The organism is Acaryochloris sp. CCMEE 5410 (genome assembly GCF_000238775.2).
Taxonomy (GTDB): domain Bacteria; phylum Cyanobacteriota; class Cyanobacteriia; order Thermosynechococcales; family Thermosynechococcaceae; genus Acaryochloris.
In genome coordinates this window covers 903,803-919,057 of record NZ_AFEJ02000002.1, presented here as the reverse complement: position 1 = coordinate 919,057, position 15,255 = coordinate 903,803, and the positions used below count along the sequence as shown (strand labels likewise).

Genomic DNA, 15,255 nt, shown 5'->3' with positions numbered 1-15,255 from the left:
GTCTATGGATCCCAAGGGAGGATTATCCTTGTGGCGATCTTGCGAAGAGGATCAAGTAATGACCTTTTAGTCTCCCGTTCTCCCCCATCATGTCTTCTAACTACTCCCTAATGATTCATGGGGGCGCTGGTGCCCTACAACATATTCAAGCCGAGGGCAGTGAAGAGGACTTTGCCCAAAGTATCAATGGCATCTTAGAACAGGGGCGCCAAAAGCTGCAGCAAGGGGAGCCTGCTCTAAATGTGGTAGAGCATTGTGTCAGCTTGTTAGAAGATGATCCGCTGTACAACGCTGGACGCGGATCCGTCCTCAATGAGTATGGCGAAGTAGAGATGGACGCGGCCATTATGAATGGTCAAGATTTGGCTGCTGGTGCGATCACAGGCATTAAAAATATCAAAAACCCAATTTCCCTTGCCCGCCTAGTACTCAAAAAAAGCGAGCATGTGATGTTGGTGGGGCATGGTGCCATGGAGTTTGCAGAATTATGGGGAGTGGAATGTTTACCCGATGATTACTTTGTTATCGAAGCCCGAGTTAAACAGTTCCAAGAAGCCAAAAAGGCGGGCAAGATGGTGCTGGATCATGAAGATATTGAGCAGGAACCCCAACGCAAGTTTGGAACCGTAGGTGCGACAGCCTTTGATTTGGAAGGCAATTTAGCGGCGGCCACCTCAACGGGGGGCATTGTTAATAAACGGTGGGGGCGTGTGGGAGACTCGCCGATTATTGGTGCTGGCGTATTTGCAGACAATGAGACCTGCGCAGTTTCGGCAACGGGATATGGAGAGCAGTTTATGCGGACTGTGCTTGCCAAAACGATTTCAGACCATATTCTCTTCCAATCTCTGACTGCTGCTCAGGCTGCTGAGGCTGGCATGGCGTATTTAGTGTCTAAGGTCAAAGGTTTGGGGGGCGTGATCGTTATTGATGCAGAAGGCAGATGCGGTGCTGGCCACTCCACCTCGGGCATGATTTATGGCTGGATTGAACATGGGGGCGAATCCCATTTTCAATTAACCTAGCAGCCTGTTCCATGCGTTCTGCTGGAAGTCGTTTGGGCAGTTAAATGGATACGACCTTGCGCATCCTGAGTCCATCCTTTTGCTTCAACAATCTGGATGGGGGATTTAACCATGGCAGAATTTTTTGCATGATCGTGAACAGGACTCAGATGAGCTGAATGGTTCGGTCTGAGATCTTGCCATACTGTATGGGGGGTTAAGTATCGACCTGGCCCAGAAGGAAGTCCTCCGCGACCAATATGGGTAAAAGAACTACCACCCAATGTTTGTCCAGGTCGGCAGCCTTGGGCAATGTTTTCTAGTGGTGGAACGACAGCAGGTAGCTCCACTAGGCTCTGGCTGGGATCTACTTCGGGGCTATTGATTTTGATAACACCATTAATGCCTTGTTGAGAGCTGGCTGTAATATCGCTGAATGGGGTGACTGTGTCGCGAGACGCAAAACCGAAAATACCTTGAGTGCTGATGGTGATATTCCCACCATCTCCATCAAAGGCGTTGGCAATAATATCGCTGTTTTCGAAGGGAGAGGCAATCAGGAATTGAGTGTTGATATTAATATTGCCACCATTCCCGAGTCCTTCGGATTCTGTGGAAATAAGGCTATTGTTCCGTAACCGCAAGATGTCCTTGACCATAAGATCTAAGTTGCCACCTTCGCCAGAAGCGGTCTCTGCGATAATTGCTCCTTGCTTATTTAAGAAAAGGGAATCCGCTTGGATGCTCAACTCACCCGCATTACCGCTACCAATATGCTGCACACCAATACGCCCCCCATCGGTGAGGGTAATTTGCCTCGCTTGAATGGTAACCTCTCCTGTATTGCCAGTTGGCTGAGAGGGGAGAAAGAAAACGTTGCGAGTGGCTTCATTTAGAACCAAGGTATTTGATGCAATTTGAGCTGGAAGATCATTTGAGGCTCTTCCCTTGACCAACACTGATTCTGAAGCGTTGATAAATAACCTGCCAGCGTTACCACTAGCCAGGGTTCCAGTATTGACTTGCCCTCCATCTAAGACAGCTAATCTTCGGGTATTAATGGTGGTATCACCTGCATTGCCCTGGCCGAGAGTAAAGGTTCCTAATATGCTGGGTGAGGGATTGAACGGGGAAGAATTAATGCCAATGACTGTTATCGAGTTTGCAGCATTAATAGTTAAGTTACCTCCTGCCCCCTTTCCCACTCCTGGTGGCAGCACACCAGCACTAGCCGCAAAAGAAAAGACAGCTGAAGATACACTGGCGCCTTCTGCTACGGTCAATTGCGGGGTAGTAACAGAAACATCACTCCCTTTTCCAGTGCCATTATTAATACTTCCTAAAAAGCTAATGATGTCTGGAGATAATCTGGATGCCCCCTGAAGATGGATCGATTGATTAGCCTGAACATCAACATTGCCTGCGTTGCCAGTTCCAGGAGAAAAACCTTGATTCCCAAACGGAAAATTTAAGCTACGTGAACTAATTTGTCCCCCAGCCCGAAGAGATAGCTGCTGAGTAGATACGTTAATCTGTCCGGCATTTCCGTTACCAAAAGTAAACGTTGTGATGCCGCTACCAGAGTCTCTTTGAAATGGGTTAACTTCTTTGCCAAAAATTGACTTTGAGATGGTGACATCTACATTGCCACCTTGGCTTGAGGCTGAAGGACCAACTAGAGTTCCTATCCGACCACCGTTAGTTAATGAAAGGGAATGGGCTGTAATTGTGACATTCCCGCCAACTCCATTACTGAAATTAGAGCTTGAAATTTGACTATTTAGGCTGTCTCCTAGCTCTCGTCTAGTATTCATGATGGGGGATGCTCCCCCATTCAAAGACAAAGTATCAGCTTTAACCTGAACATTTCCAGCTGAGCCATTCCCCAAACTCAGGGTTTGAATACGTCCACCATCGAGTAAAGATACTTTGGGAACGTTTATCTTTATACTGCCACCATTACCGTTTGCATTTGTTTCAACCACATTGGCAATCCAAGAGCTGAACGGAAAGAAGCTATCTACTTCACCGCCAATCTCTAAGGATTGACTTGCCTGGACATTGATATCTGCACCAGGCTGATCGGCCAACATTTGGGCTCGAACTTCAGATTGGCTGAGGCGGATGTGACGGCCTTGAATTTGAATCCCTCCAAAAGGATTGCTAACCACATTGGGATTTAATAGGGCCGATTCTGACAGCAGCTGAATATCACTAAATGCCTGAACTTGGTTGTACCTCAGATGCCATCCAATCTTAGAGGGAGAAAGGGTGACTGAGCCTTGACGGACGCTACCCACTTCAAGCCGTCCAGATTCTGCGATGGCTGTGCCGCTATTGAACTCAACATTACGGCCCACTAGGGCTAGGGTTTGACTAGGGGGTACAGCTAATGTGCCCTGCACCATAATCTGTCCAGATTGAGTTCCATTAAACTGGAGCCCAGTTGGCCTGGAAATCGTTAAGAGGGGTGGCGATTGTGAATTGGTTGTGTTCAGGACACTACCGTCTTGGAACTGGACTCCAACTGCCGTACTAGCAAGGAAGGAGCCGCCCATATCCAGGCTGGAATTGGGACCAAAAATAATGCCATTGGGATTTAGAAAGAGTAAGTTAGCATTGCTATTTACTTTGATAACGCCATCAATATTGGATATAGATTTCCCAGTAATTCGACTAATGATGTTGTCGATGGCAGAAGCAGAATTGAATATCGCTTGATTAGAATTTGTTAGAGAAAATGACTCAAAGCTATGAAAGAGATTGTTTCCTGCAGTTGTTCCACCTTCAATCACAATATTGTTGCCATTGGCCGTGACCTGGGAATTAATTGGTAGGGTTTGGTCGGGAATGATCTGGGCCTGGAGAGGGTGAGGGTTAAATAAGCATAGGGGCAGCATTCCACCTATGAGATATCGGATTTTAGCGATAGGTAGGGCTGTCCAGGATTGATGCTTTCTCAAACAAACAAAATTGGGCCTCAAGTCAGGTTCACAATTCAAAAGGAGTACTGGACTGCAACCATTACTTTTCAGCCCAGGATTATGACTTTATTCAAGTCGCAATAAAAGTTAAGATGATTGAAATTCATTGAAGTTTTTTAATTTTAAATAGAAGCTTTGCATTAGCTATGAATAGAAATATCAATTGATTTATATATAAAATTAGGAATACAGGTTCTTAATAGTCATCTCTGCATTTATTTCAGTAAATTCAGTTAAATGAGTGAATCGTGAAATAGTACTTTATAAATAGCTAAAATATCTATTGATAATTAACGAAAAAATTTAATTTAATTTATGAGTATACAAAAACCAAATAAATAATTTGTGCTAAATAATCGTGATTTTCACCTGATTCGAGATGAAATGGCTCTACTGCATTATTTAACGTCGAAAAGCTAGCTTCTGCCTGGGAATGCAGAAGCTAGCGTGCTGGATTAGAAATAAACAGAAAATTAATTATTTCACCTGGGCAATCAGGGTGCGGTGACGAGGGCTGTTGCAGGTCAGGGAGGGCCGTCGGAAACCGGCCTCGACAAAAGCTTGCTGAATATCAAAGGTGAAGTAGTCGTCTAGATAAGGCTCGGTACTCTTAAGGAGCGTCAGCACATAGGGGGGCAACTTGCGGTGGACATCGGAGTTGGGGTTCATATCCATTACAGCTAAATGTCCTTGGGGCCGCAGTAGGCGATGGGCTTCGGCAAAGATATTGCGGATGGCTGTGCGGGGTAACTCGTGACAGACCAGGCAAATAGAGACTAAGTCAAAACTGTTATCCGGTAAGCCCGTCTCTTCTGCGGCGCGGTGTATCCACTGGAGAGAGTCGTTGGCGGGGGTATTGTGGTTTGCGATCGCCAAAAAATACGGAGACAGATCCAACCCCGTTAACCTCGCCTCTGGATAGGTCTCTTGCAGCGCCAAGGTACTCAGCCCAACGCTACAGCCCATATCCAAAATATCTTTAGGAGCTGTCGAGATTTTCTCCTGCATCACTGTGTGATAACTCTGGCGTAAGCGGCTATCCCCCTGGGCACCCGACTCAGGCCAAATCCGAGCATGGGCAGCATAAGACGCGACTTCCACTTCTGTCGCCGCTTCCCAACTCAGATTTCCTGACTCGTAAGCATGAAAGGAAACCACATAATAGTCTGGATAGTCCAAATCGGGGGTTTGAATGGCTTGTCGCTCTGCTTCCCACACCTCTAATCCTCGATCCATCAGGGACGAGGCTCGTTTTCGCCAGGGGACTCCGATTGACTCTGCCCGTTCAATCATCATTTTCCGGGCTTGGAACTTAGCAAAGTTAGCCAGCGGCTTGATAGCTAAGAGACCATTGACGACGCGAGACGCAAGTCGGGGTGCTTGGGGGGAAGCAGCAGTCATTTTTTAAAAGTGATTTTTATATAAATAATGAACAGGAATAGCCTCATTATGACAAACAACGCCCCCGAAATTGAGTCAAAGCCTGTGCGCTAGAACCACTTGGGTTGAGCTGATGCTAGCTTGAAACCCACCCTTGATGCCCATTAGAATAGGGCGACGCAGGCCCGTTGATGACGCTTGCTGATGCAGTCCCTAATGGGGGTAAGGAAAAGTAATGGCAGATTGGCAGACCGTTCCAGGCGGGGTGACCGCTCCCCAGGGATACCGTGCAGCAGGGATAGCAGCAGGCTTAAAGCCTTCAGGGGCAAAAGATTTGGCTCTGATTGTGTCTGATGTCAAAGCTCATGGGGCTGGGGTCTTTACGACCAATCGGGTCAAAGCTGCCTGTGTGACCTATAGCCAGGACCGGATCCAAACTGGTCCGACCGAGATTCAGGCAATTTTGTGCAATTCTGGCCAGGCAAATGCGGGAACAGGCCCCCAGGGAGACGCCATTGCGATCTCACAAGCAAAGAGCGCAGCTCAAATCTTGGGACTGACTCCGGACGCCATTCTGATTGCTTCGACTGGGGTCATTGGCGAACAACTCCCCATCGATAAGGTAGAAGCAGCAATGCCCCAACTGGTAGAGCAGCTTTCTGCTGAAGGGTCTGATCAAGCAGCCCAGGCGATTATGACCACTGATTTAGTGCCCAAAACCGTTGCTTTAGAAACTCACATTAGCGGTCAGCCAGTTCGAGTCGGCGGGATTGCCAAAGGCTCGGGCATGATTCATCCTGACATGGCGACCTTGTTAGTGTTTGTCACCTGTGATGCCCAGGTGGAACCAACGCTCTGGCAACAAATGATTGGGCGAGCTGCCAATCGCAGTTTTAATCAAGTGACGGTGGATGGGGATACCAGTACCAACGATATGCTGTTGGCATTGGCGAATGGCCAATCTGCCGCTCCAGCCATTCAGGGTCCCGGTCCTGAAGCGGATCAAGTGGAAGCTCTGGTGACGGAAGTTTGTAAGCAGTTGGCACAAAAAGTTGCCCGAGATGGGGAAGGAGCGACCTGTCTGATTGAAGTACAGGTCCAAGGCACTACCGATGAAGCAGAAGCCCAGAAAATAGCCAAAACAATTGCCGGGTCGATGTTGGTGAAATCGGCAGTGTTTGGTCGTGACCCCAATTGGGGCCGGATCGCGATGGCGGCAGGTCGGGCAGGGGTAGATTTCGATGCGACCCAACTCCATATTCAGTTGGGTGATTTTGTCCTGATGCATCAGGGCGCACCCCAAGGGTTTGATCGTGAGGCGGCTAGCCAATATCTCCATCAAGATCCGGTGATTATTCAGGTTAGTGTTGGAGATGGAGATGGGATGGGCAAAGCTTGGGGATGCGATTTGAGCTATGACTACGTCAAAATCAATGCTGAATATACGACCTAAGGTTTCAATGGAAGGTTGAATACCTAAAAGACTAGCCGTTTTGTATTATGTATACTACAATTAGTTCTGCTCATTTTCATTGATGGTGAGCAGCCATACCATTTAGTCACACAAGGCCATGCAACCCCATTTGATTGTGCCGGTGGGTACCCAAGTGGTCAGCCGAGTCGATGTTAATACTGAGGCAGGGGTCTGTCTCGCGGGCGCCGTTGGCAAAATTGTCAAAGCCCCCACGGATAATTCCCATTCCTATGAAATTGAATTGCCCGATGGTCGCCAATTACATTTACAGCGGCACCAGTTTAGCCTGCGTAAACAGTATCAGACACAAGGGTTCCCTGACTTTTTGGCAGACTACAACCTGCAAGATTACGTGATTTATCGCTGTGTGGTCGGGTCGCGAGCTTATGGTTTGGATGACGAGTATTCAGATTGCGATCGCAGAGGTATCTACCTCCCCCCTGCCCCCTTGCATTGGTCTCTGTACGGAATTCCCGAGCAAATTGAAGATAAACCGGCTCAAGAATGCTATTGGGAACTGCAGAAGTTTCTCTTGTTAGCCCTTAAGGCCAACCCCAATGTTTTGGAATGTCTCTATTCACCGCTGATTGAAACGGCAACGCCTCTGGCACAAATGCTTCTAGACCAGCGCACGATGTTTTTATCCCGGTTGGTCTATCAAACCTACAACGGCTATGCCCTCTCCCAGTTCAAAAAAATGGAGCAGGATTTACGGTCCAAAGGCCATATCCGCTGGAAACATGCGATGCATCTGATTCGGCTGCTCTTATCTGGGATTACCGTGCTTAAGGAAGGGTTTGTCCCCGTCGATATGCGTGACTATCGTGAGCGTCTGCTAGGGATAAAATACGAGCACTGGACTTGGCCCCAGGTGGATCAGTGGCGGCTGCAACTCCATCGGCAGTTCGAGCAAGCCTTTGCTCAAACCCAACTGCCAGAACGGCCTAACTATGAACAAGCCAATGCTTTTTTGATCGAAGCACGACAAAGCATGGTGTAAGACAAGGAGATCCAGCAATGGCAAATTCAATTATGGTAATTGCCCCTTATCGATATGAAGAGATGTGGGTATTTGACGATCCGCTAGCGGGATTAGTGCAGGAACCCTTTGTCAGCGGTATTCCCCAAATGATCGATCGGTTGGTGGTCGATATTCCTAAAGCTGAGCAAGGATTTAAGCTGATCTTTGCTCAAACCCCTTTTCCGGGGTATCAAGCTCAGCTAGACTGGCTGCGGCCAGAATTTGGTGGCCATTGGTATCGTTGGTCGGCGGAGGAAATGGAAGGGTGGCTCTGTCCCGCCCTGTTCAAATACTTTGAATCTGCACCCCAGCAGCTCTTTTGCCAGGCTGAGGTCAAGTCCCATGACCTTTGACTTACCGCTGTATGGACTGGTTTGACAATACCCAAGAGTGACAAACTTTCCAGAAATCTATCGCGAAACAAATAAGGCTGATGAAGAGCAATCCTGCTCCCAATAATTCTGAAAATGCTTTGTCCATAAATAGATAATGTGTGCCTATTCCATCTTTATGTTGAATACCAGCACGACCTTTGATACTGGTTCGCATCTCAGCTTTATTGCTTTTTGATACATGAAAAAAATACTTTGTATGGGGATTGAATGGTGGAGCCACAAAACTTACGACTGTCGTATTATCCCAAGAGTCACAGGTGTAATCTGTATTGGCTAGTAAATTCCACGACTTTGCGATGTTTCTGTTTGATATTTCCCACTGAATGCCAAGAAATTTAATATCCTCACAAGTTAACAATAATTTTCGGCTATTTTCTAAATAAAGCCGCGCATTATACTTTCTCTCTGAAACTTCTTGAGTCGGTGTAAATGCTAAGGAGTTGATTCGATCAATCGATATAACAACTTCCTCATTGACGGGATTCATTATTTTGTCAGTATTCCACCAAGATGCTCCGGCAATCCCTACACCCCCTAAACAGAGCAATCCAATTATCCGTAAACTCATAGCTCTAAAAACAATAGGGGAGTTCCAGAAAATCCGTCTCACTATTCATGCGACAGTCTGATGGATATCAGAAAGCATTACTTCATAGCAGATCAAGACGTTTAGCACGCAAATCGTATAGCTTACACTTGTTGACAGAGTGGTTGGTTTATCGAGCTTAACTCAAACAAGTTACGGCTCATAACTGGAACCTGCTATCCACTGTAATGTGGGGAGATGTAGCCCATGACTACACAGGAACTCAACTTGCTTGATGTTGTAGCGCTAACCAATGACCTGCCTGAGTATCAACTCTACCGTGGCCAAGTCGGTACGGTCGTGGAAATACTTGCTGAGGGCGATGCTTTTGAGGTTGAGTTCAGCGATCAAGAAGGTCGAACTTATGAATCTATTGCCCTTCAAGACTCTCAAATGATGGTTTTACATTTTGCACCCATAGCCCCTGAATCAGAACCTAGGGTAGTAGCAGTATAGTGGGCAAACTACCTGCCAGAAGCCAATCTCGGCTTTTTTACCCAGCCGCAGCCAAATCCCATGACCTTTAACTTACCGCCTCAGCTCAAAGATGTTGTAGCCAAGCAGCCTTATCCCCTGCTCTTTGCCACCATTAGTGGTGCTCACTTGTATGGGTTTCCCTCTGCTGATTCTGACTATGACTTGCGAGGGGTTCATATCCTGCCCCTAAAGGAAGTGATTGGACTACAGACGGGACCAGAGACTCGGGAAATTTCTGCCGATCAGGAGGGCATTGAGCTAGATCTGGTGACCCATGATGTCAAGAAATTTATGGGGTTGCTGCTGAAGCGTAATGGCTATGTGCTGGAGCAGCTCTACTCACCGCTGATTGTGGCGACGTCTCCTGAGCATGATGCATTGAAAGCGATCGCAACCCGATGCATCACGCGACATCATAGTTATCACTATGTGGGATTTGCCCAGACCCAATGGCGGCTCTTCACCAAAGAATCTCCAGCTCGGGTCAAACCATTGCTGTATGTCTTTCGAGTCTTGCTTACGGGAATTCACCTGATGCAGACGGGCGAAATTGAGGCTAATCTCAGACACTTGAATGAAAAGTTTCAATTAACCTACATCCCCGATTTAATCGCCCAAAAAACATCTGGTCCAGAACGGGCAGTCATTAAAGAGGGAGATCAGGTGTTCTTTGAAGGAGAGTATCGCCGTCTCTTACAAAAGCTAGAAAACGCCAGTCAATCTAGTATGCTTCCAGATAGTCCTTCTGCTTGGGCCGATCTCCATGACCTGTTGGTCAACATTCGGCTGGCTGCTTGTTAAGGTGGGTTTTGACGCAGTTAATCAGCTCTGGAGTCGAGAACCCTTTATTCAAATAGTCGTTGGCACCCAAACGTTCCGCCTCTTTACCCCACTCTTCAGAAAGCCGGGAAGATACCACTAGGATCGGCATTTCCATATTGGACTGCCGACAGCGGTCAATCAGCGTAAACCCATCCATATTGGGCATTTCCACGTCGGTAATCATCATATCGGGAGCACCATTCGCTTGCAGCCATTGCCAGGCTTCTTGGCCATCGCTGCAGGTAAAGGTGGCAAAACCATAGGTATTCAGGCTACTCTCCAATCGCCGACGCATCAGGGCAGCATCATCCACCACCAAAATCGTTTGTACATCTTCAGATATAGGAGCTTTAGTCTCTTCTGGAGCTGCGTTGGTTTGGGGTTGTTGCTTCGCCAAAGACTGAGCTAGTTCCAGGGGATCTAAGACACTCAGTAACTGACCATCCGCTTGTAAACTGACGCCCATTAAGGCGGGCGGACTGACGAGGGGATGGGGCAGGGGCTGAATCAGCAGTTCTTCTTGACCCAACAAATCATCCGCAATTAACCAAACATCATTGCCGTCTGGTAGGGATATGTGGACACAAATAGCCGTATCGGACACTTGGGTGGATTCATGCCAAAAAGCTGCCAGCCCAAAGCCCGTTCCAGAGCCATCTTGAAAAGAGAGCTGCCAACTCAAGTCACTATCTGCTGGCGGCTGCAGTTGATTTGCGCTAGCCAGGACTGTTTCTCGAATGTCATCGGTGGGTACCGCCACCTTGCGTTCTCCTACTTTGAGCAGGACACAAGGAACCAATAGCTGTGGTGCTGGAATTTCAATGATAAAGGTGGTGCCTTGTCCCAACCGGGTGTCGAGCAGTAACCGACCCCCAATATTGGTAATTTGGTTGGCAACCACATCCATGCCGACCCCTCGGCCGGAGACTTCACTGACGGAGCTACGGGAACTAAATCCTGGCTGGCAGAGAACGGCGATCAGATCCGCTGATGTGTTGGTTTGAGTGAGGGGAAAACCTCGCTCTTGGGCAATCTGACTGACTTTTTGGGCATCAATCCCTTTGCCATCGTCTTGTAGCAATAGCCGATATAAATTACCACGCCGTTCCAAGGCCAGTTGAATGGTGGCTTGCACCGGCTTCCCTCGCTCCAAGCGCTCATCCATCGTCTCAATGCCATGATCGTAGGCATTCCTGAGGAGATGGAGCAAGGCCGGTTCCAATTGCTGGATAATACCGGCATCCAGTTCAACTTGTTCACCTTCTATTTCTAAATGGGCGGGTTTATCATAACGATTGGTCAAATCTCGCAGAATGGCTCGGGCCCGAAGCGTGAGATTGCTAAAGGGCACCAGGCGACTGGTTTCAATACCATCTTTGAGCTGGGTGATATTGCGACTGAGCTGGCCTAAATTGTTGACGGTGTGCTGGGTGGTGCCTTCTAGTTCTGCCCCCAGCTCAGCCATCCGTAAAATATTTTCTAAAAGACGATTGATGGTGGTGTAACCCTGGCGGTAGCGTTCCATGGAGACGCCACTGTCCGAATCCTGCACGTCGCTGATATCCCGCAACAAGGCATAGTCATCCTGAAGCTGTCGAAGTCTAGAAATATATTCAGCACTCTCTTGGGTGAGGGCCGTCAGTTGGGTGAGTTGGGACTGCAGAGTCGAAGACTCATTAAAGGCAGACCGAGCAGTCAGCAGGGTCTCAACCACTTGTTGAGAGGATTGATTAAGGCGGCTTAAGGGGACCGGGATTTTGATTTCCCGTTTTGCTGGGCTGGGGGCTGGGGCTGCAGTAGACGGTTTGGAACTGGGCTGAGAACTGGGGAATAGACCGGGCTGAGAGGATGACTCAACCGACTCTGCAACATCAACGGGTAGGTCTGGTAGATCGTCAGTGCCTAAATCTAGATCGATGAGGTCATCGAAGTCCATGGCATCTGCTGCAGCCAGGAATTCATCGGACAAATCAGCCATGTCATCCAGATCGGCCTCGTCATCCAGCTTGGCTGATTCGGGTTGATCTGCAGCAACGGCACTGGAGAAGGTGGGGTCGGCAGGGGCCATTGCGGCCAGATCGAAGTCCATTTCATCGAAACTTAGATCGATATCTGCATCGAGGTCGATATCTGCATCCAGGTCGATGTCTGCATCGAAGTCATCAAAGGTGGCATCGGCAATGGGAGAGACTGCCTCAGGTTCGTGAACGGGCGAGGGGACTGAAACTGGCTCTTCTGGCAGGGCTGCAATCAGCGATTCAAACTGCTCCTGTTGTTCAGAGGTTAGCTGGCCGCTTTGTTTGGCGCAATGTTTGAGTAAATCAAAGTACTGAGGCCATTGCTGTTGCCATACATCCGCCAATGGAAACTGCTGGAGCTGAGATGCACTATCCAACAGCTTGGACCAATCCTCGGCGAGCTGGAGGTCCTCACCAATTTGTTGCAGCTGGCCTAACATTTGCTGCGCCTTAGCCAGGGTTGACGAGGGCACCTGAGGAGTGTCCAGTTGGTTGACGGCCATTTCTAGTTCTAAAATGACCAGATCGAAACCTTGCTCAGCAAATTCTTGATGAACTTGGGTCAACTCATCCCAGTTAGGCAGATAGTTGAGCTGAATCTGCTCATGTAGGGTTTTGATGCGGTTGACCGTGGGCGTAACCGCAGATTGAGCTTCAGGGCCTGAGAGTTGCAAACAGCTACCCAGCAGTTCCCCCGCTTCTAGAAGCATGCGATGTAAGGCCCCATCTTCTAGGGGAGGCGCTTCTTCTAGATAACGCAAATCGGATAAAAGATCTTCTAAAACCATGGCGGCATGGAGAACCGCATCGGCCCCCACCGTAACCGCACTTCCCTTAATGGTATGAATGGCCCGGTAGATATTCTGGATATCTGCCACCCAAGATCTGGGATTGAGGTGTTGAGACAGCTGAAAATAGGTCCGCAGATGCTCTTGACTATCAATCTCGAACATGGCCTGCAGTTCTTTCTGCAGTTCAGCTTCAGGATCGTTGATCGCAGGATTGTGGGGGGACGAATAGGCGAAGTCGGAGTCAGTCATCTCAGTAGGACGAAAAAGATACGTTTTCTGTGGCAGTGGTTCGGTAAATCCAATGCCCCTGTTAAGACTCAGCGGCAACCGCTAGGGGAATATTGGCTGATTTCAATTCAGGATCAGCCATCAGCGGAGACAGGTCATCTTCGCTCATCGTCCGCAATTGGAAGAATTCCACCATATTGGCGAGGTTATGGGCTAACTCACCCATGGCAGCCGCTTGTTCCTGGGTAATGTTGGCTTGAGAAGCAGTATCTTCCGCTTCACGAGCAATGGTTTGAGTAGCGATCAGGGTACTTTGCACCGCCTCAAAGATGTCATCGTTGGCTTGACGGACCTGCTGACCCGCCAAGGCCACCTGGTCGGTAGCGGCCTGCATATTGGTAAAGGCTTGTCGTGATTTACCCACCTCATCCGTGAACTTGTTAACCAACTGGTTGATGTCGCTGACATCCTGGGTCAAACCCGATGTTACGGTCTGAATCTGATCCGTTCGTTGCTGCAGCTGAGCTAAGGTCTGGTTCGTTTCAGCCGCCAAATCATTCACTTGGCGAGAGAGGGTCTCAAATTCTTTAGCAATACTGGCAAATTGGGTCGGGTCTTTTTCTTTTAAGGCCCGGGTGGACAGCATAGATGCGTTGAGGGCCAAGACGCGAGTCAGAGAAGCCACCCGCTTTTGGTCTTTCGAGAATTGAGCGGCCAAATCCACAAATTCATTCAGAAGCTGGGTTCGTTTGACGATTTGCTCGGTGCCTTCTTCCAAGGTTGAGATACCCTGGACCATGGCGTTCATTTCTTGTTGACCGGTTTCAACGGCTGCTTTAGCCAGCTCCAGCGCGTTCTCTGTGGTGGTGGCCTGTTCCCGGGAGTTGGTGGTCAGGGTGTTGACGTTTTCCATCAGCGATCGCACATCCGTAACCGACTGGGTTTGGCTGGCGGCCCGCTCATTGGTCTCAACCGCCAATGTCTCTAGCTGCTCGGTGTTATTCGCAATCTCGCTGGCGGTGGTCGAGACCACGGACATAATTCGGTGCAAGGATTCAATCAAACGATTGAGGGTATCTGAGATCAAACCCGTTGCTCGGTCATTGACCTGCGCTTCAATGGTCAAATCCCCATACTCAATCGCAGAGACCACATCCAAAATATGGCCCACATCTTCTTGGAATAGCTCACTCTCTGCAATAATTTCCTGCTCTTGAGCCGACTGCTGTTTGAGCTGGGCTTCTAGTTGTTGGTTAAGGGCCTGTAAATCGACTCGGGATGACTCTAATTTGACTTGGGATCGCTTCCGTTCTCGGATATACCCCTGAACCGCTAGAAAGACGATGTACCAAGTTAGAGCTGACACGGCCAAACTTACGAGGGCAAAGGTAAATGACCAAGTCAATCGCTGCTGATAACTGCTCAACTGGGTCTGAACATTGTCCGTTACCGTTTGTAGAGTCCCCTGAATCCCATCATTATAGATTTTCTTCTGAGCTTCATATTCAGGACCCAGCAGTAAGGCCAGCGCCTCGGGGGCTTTATTCTCTCTTACTAACTCAAAGGCCTGCACCTCATAGGCCACAAGTTTTTTGTTCGCCTCATCGGTTTGCTCAGGATTAGATTGCTCGTCAACGGGCACCTGGTCCAAAAGGCTACCAATGGCGGCATCGAGCTTGGGCACATATTCGTTGTATCGATCTTCCCAGCGCGTATTGCCTGTACTGGCCCCCATTCGCGCCGACATGGTCAGCACTTCGTCTAGATGCACAATAGAACCACTCAATTCCTGTAGCTGGAATTCTTTGGCAATCGTGGTTTCTAGTCCCTGTTTAATCTGTCGGATATTCCAAGCAGAGGTGCCCGTAAGAGCCAAACTCACTAAAACAGAGGCTGAGATCGTGCCGACTAAGTGATTCTGCAAACGTTGTTGGATTCGCTGGAGCCAAGAGCCCTGTTCATTTTCCTCTATGAAAACGGCTGAAGACTCAACCTGCTCGATAGGAGCATCTTCAGATAGGGGAGAAAGGGATGGGCCAGTAGTCATCATGTGTACCTAGTGTCAGTGGACCAAA

General features: G+C 48.6%; 11 protein-coding genes. 6 read left to right on the top strand and 5 right to left on the bottom strand.

Translation table 11 applies throughout. The features are described 5' to 3' along the window. Positions 1 to 89: 89 nt before the first annotated feature. Positions 90 to 1,025, top strand: a complete 936-nt coding sequence (locus ON05_RS25035; RefSeq protein WP_029315489.1) for an isoaspartyl peptidase/L-asparaginase family protein — start codon at positions 90 to 92, stop codon at positions 1,023 to 1,025. Here the strand turns inward: ON05_RS25035 and ON05_RS25030 are convergent. Further along, on the bottom strand, positions 1,022 to 3,904 hold the full coding sequence (locus tag ON05_RS25030) for a filamentous hemagglutinin N-terminal domain-containing protein (protein WP_010477818.1): 2,883 nt from the start codon (positions 3,902 to 3,904) through the stop codon (positions 1,022 to 1,024). The two genes, ON05_RS25035 and ON05_RS25030, sit on opposite strands and share 4 nt — an antisense overlap. Positions 3,905 to 4,465: 561 nt before the next feature. Continuing rightward, the gene (locus ON05_RS25025; protein WP_010477816.1) at positions 4,466 to 5,389 is read right to left on the bottom strand and encodes a class I SAM-dependent methyltransferase; all 924 of its coding nucleotides are present in this window, start codon (positions 5,387 to 5,389) and stop codon (positions 4,466 to 4,468) included. 214 nt (positions 5,390 to 5,603) lie between these two features. Here ON05_RS25025 and argJ point away from each other — a divergent pair, with 214 nt between their 5' ends. The 3 genes from argJ (at position 5,604) to ON05_RS25010 (ending at position 8,216) form a co-directional block, all read left to right on the top strand. Further along, positions 5,604 to 6,821, top strand: coding sequence for a bifunctional glutamate N-acetyltransferase/amino-acid acetyltransferase ArgJ (gene argJ, locus ON05_RS25020; RefSeq protein WP_010477814.1), 1,218 nt, complete (start codon positions 5,604 to 5,606; stop codon positions 6,819 to 6,821). A gap of 118 nt (positions 6,822 to 6,939) precedes the next feature. Further along, positions 6,940 to 7,842, top strand: a complete 903-nt coding sequence (locus tag ON05_RS25015) for a DNA polymerase beta superfamily protein (RefSeq protein WP_010477812.1) — start codon at positions 6,940 to 6,942, stop codon at positions 7,840 to 7,842. A 17-nt stretch (positions 7,843 to 7,859) separates the two neighbouring features. Further along, positions 7,860 to 8,216 (top strand): DUF6717 family protein, encoded by a 357-nt coding sequence (locus ON05_RS25010; RefSeq protein ID WP_010477810.1) that lies wholly within the window; start codon positions 7,860 to 7,862, stop codon positions 8,214 to 8,216. Position 8,217: 1 nt separating this feature from the next. Here the strand turns inward: ON05_RS25010 and ON05_RS25005 are convergent, their stop codons facing one another. Next, the gene (locus tag ON05_RS25005) at positions 8,218 to 8,826 is read right to left on the bottom strand and encodes a hypothetical protein (protein ID WP_010477808.1); all 609 of its coding nucleotides are present in this window, start codon (positions 8,824 to 8,826) and stop codon (positions 8,218 to 8,220) included. Positions 8,827 to 9,051: 225 nt separating this feature from the next. Between ON05_RS25005 and ON05_RS25000 the strand changes: the two genes are divergently transcribed. Both ON05_RS25000 and ON05_RS24995 read left to right on the top strand, forming a co-directional pair. Then, positions 9,052 to 9,300: a DUF4926 domain-containing protein gene (locus ON05_RS25000; protein ID WP_010477806.1), complete on the top strand. Its 249-nt coding sequence runs from the start codon at positions 9,052 to 9,054 to the stop codon at positions 9,298 to 9,300. Positions 9,301 to 9,360: 60 nt separating this feature from the next. Then, positions 9,361 to 10,122: a nucleotidyltransferase domain-containing protein gene (locus ON05_RS24995; protein ID WP_010477804.1), complete on the top strand. Its 762-nt coding sequence runs from the start codon at positions 9,361 to 9,363 to the stop codon at positions 10,120 to 10,122. Here ON05_RS24995 and ON05_RS24990 read toward each other — a convergent pair. Both ON05_RS24990 and ON05_RS24985 read right to left on the bottom strand, forming a co-directional pair. Then, entirely contained in the window at positions 10,097 to 13,201 is a 3,105-nt protein-coding gene (locus ON05_RS24990; protein WP_010477802.1) for a response regulator, read from the bottom strand. The genes ON05_RS24995 and ON05_RS24990 overlap by 26 nt on opposite strands. 61 nt (positions 13,202 to 13,262) lie before the next feature. Beyond that, a complete protein-coding gene (locus ON05_RS24985; protein ID WP_262562345.1) occupies positions 13,263 to 15,230 on the bottom strand; it encodes a methyl-accepting chemotaxis protein in 1,968 nt (655 codons plus the stop codon). Positions 15,231 to 15,255: the final 25 nt, after the last annotated feature.